This window comes from Streptomyces sp. NPDC126510 (assembly GCF_040302345.1).
Taxonomy (GTDB): Bacteria; Actinomycetota; Actinomycetes; order Streptomycetales; family Streptomycetaceae; genus Streptomyces.
Window position 1 is genome coordinate 1 of the sequence record NZ_JBEORR010000092.1, and the last position, 2580, is coordinate 2580.

The 2580-nt window shown below is 65.3% G+C and carries 2 protein-coding genes; both read left to right on the plus strand.

Translation table 11 applies throughout. From position 1 onward, the window contains the following. Nucleotides 1-133 precede the first annotated feature (133 nt). Entirely contained in the window at nucleotides 134-1675 is a 1542-nt protein-coding gene (gene istA / locus ABTX60_RS43075; protein ID WP_030538069.1) for an IS21-like element IS1415 family transposase, read from the plus strand. Beyond that, nucleotides 1675-2466 carry an IS21-like element IS1415 family helper ATPase IstB gene (gene istB / locus ABTX60_RS43080; protein ID WP_003944771.1) on the plus strand — a complete coding sequence of 264 codons (792 nt, stop codon included), beginning with the start codon at nucleotides 1675-1677 and terminating at the stop codon, nucleotides 2464-2466. The genes istA and istB overlap by 1 nt, the downstream gene beginning before the upstream one ends. Nucleotides 2467-2580 lie beyond the last annotated feature (114 nt).

A 2580-nucleotide genomic window follows, 5' to 3' on the forward strand; every position in this document is an offset into this window, starting at 1 on the left:
TGTCGACGGCCATCGTAAGCTCCCCACTGGCGGCCATTTATGGCGCATTTTGTGGCCATGGTTTCTCCCCGCGTACGGCCAGATAGTTCCCCACCTGCTGTGAGTCAGATTCGGTCCCGGCAACGCTGGGTGGATGAAATCGAGCAGGGAGATCATGGAAATTTTGGAGGCGTACGACCTCACGGGTAGTTATCGGGCGGCGGCGGAGCTGGCTGGGTGTGATCACCACACGGTGGCCCGGTATGTGCAGATGCGCGCTGCGGGGCAGCCGCCGGACCGCCGGCGGCATCGAGCGCGGGCGATCGACGACTTTCTGCCGAAGATCGAGGAGTTGGTGGTCCGCTCGCAGGGCAAGGTCCGCGCGGATGTCATCCACGAACGGATCGTCGCGCTGGGGTTCACCGGCGGTGAGCGGACCACGCGCCGGACGGTCGCGGAGGCGAAGGCCCAGTTTCGGGCTGGTCGGCGGCGAGTGTATCGGCCGTGGGTAACCGAACCTGGGCTGTGGTTACAGTACGACTTCGGTGACGGGCCAACGATTTCCGGCCGGAAGACGACGTTGTTCTGCGCATGGTTGGCGTGGTCGCGATTTCGGGTGGTGATCCCGATCTGGGACAAGACATTGCCGACGGTGGCGGCGTGTTTGGATGCGACATTCCGCCGCTTGGGCGGGGTTCCGGTCTATGTCCTCACCGACAACGAGAAGACCGCGACGATCGATCACGTGGCCGGGATCGCGGTCCGCAATCCGGAGATCGTGGAGGTGGCACGGCATTACGGCACGACGCTGCGGACGTGTTTACCTGCTGATCCGGAGTCGAAGGGAGGAAGTGAGGCGACGGTGCGGATCGCCAAAGCCGACCTGTTGCCGAAGGAGGTGAACCTGCGCGAGCAGTATCACTCTTTCGGTGAGCTCGAGTCGGCTTGCCGGCAGTTCTGCACCGACGTCAACACCCGCGTCCACAGCTCTACTCGGCGGCGGCCGGTCGAGCGGCTGGCCGAAGAGTTGCAGCGGCTGCATCCGCTGCCGAAATCTCCGTTCACCGCGGTGTTCGGCACTACCCGGCGGGTGAACTGGGAGTCGACGATCTCGGTGGAAGGGGTGCGGTATTCGGTGCCGCACACGTTGATCGACACTCGGGTCTGGGCCCGCTTCCATGGTGAGGAGCTGATCGTGACCGCCGTCGACAATGATGGCGGTGCAGTCGAAGTCGCGCGGCACCGCCGCGGCCAACCCGGTTCACCGGTCCTCGACAACGACCACTACCCACCCCGCCCAGACCGCGACGCCGCCGACCGGGTGCCCAAGCCTCGTACCGCCGCCGAGCTCGCCTTCCTACAGTTGGGCCAGGGTGCCAACAGCTGGCTGGTCGAGGCTGCCGCCGCGGGAGCGCGCCGCATCAGGGCGAAGATGGCCGAGGCCGTGGACCTTTCGAAGCTGCACTCCCCGGACGCAGTCGACAGAGCGTTGGGGACGGCGGCGATGACCGGCCGGTTCGCCGATCGGGACCTGATCTCGATCCTCGACTACCAAGTCACCCACGAACACGCTGATCCGGTCCGTCGCAGCGAGAACCACACTCTGCAACCGGGCACCGCCGCCTGGTCCACCTTCGGCCAGACACCAGCGCCGGCCAGCCCAGCCACTACTGACGATGAAAGCGATGACGCCTGATGAGCACCCCTTTGCGCACTGTTACCAGCGCTAACGGCGACCCGTTGGCCGAGGCGATCGACCTGACTAAACGCCTGAAACTGCCCCATATCCGCAGGTCCTTGAGCGATATCATCCCGACCGCGAAAGCCCAACGCTGGGACCCCGCCGAAGTCGTGCGGGTTCTCCTCGCTGAGGAAGCCGCCGGCCGGGACCGGGCGAACCTGCACACTCGCCGCAAACGCGCGGGTTTCCCTACCGGCAAGACCTTCGGCGACTGGGACGAAACGAAATCGTCGATTCCCCGCGCCACCCAGGACGCGCTCCGCACCCTGGAGTGGGTCGGGCGGCGTGAATGTTTCTGCGTCTGTGGGCCTTCGGGAACTGGCAAGTCTCACTTCACCGAGGCACTCGGGCAGGCCGCAGTCGAAGCTGGGCTGGCGGTGTCTTGGTTCACCATCGAAGACCTCGGTGCCCTGGTCCGCCGGCACCGTGCCGACGACTCCATCGCCCGAGCCCTGACGAGGATCATCCGCTCCGACCTGATCATCGTCGACGACATCGGTCTGCTCCCGGTCTCTGAAGACGCCGCCGAAGGATTCTATCGCCTCGTCGACGCTGCCTACGAACGCCGAGCGATTGCCGTCTCGAGCAACCTGCACCCCTCCGGCTTCGACGAGATCATGCCCAAAACATTGGCCACCGCCACCGTTGACCGGCTCCTGCACCATGCGCACGTCGTCGTCACCGACGGCGACTCCTTCCGCCTCACCGAAGCCACCACCGGCAAGGGGGTGAAGCCCTTCAGCTAACCCAAATCAGAAAGCGGGTGGGGAAAAACAACTGGCCGCCACCGGGGAGAACCCGTGGCCACCAGCGGGGAGAACTACTGGCCGCCTACGGGGAGAACTTCGTGGCCATTGACA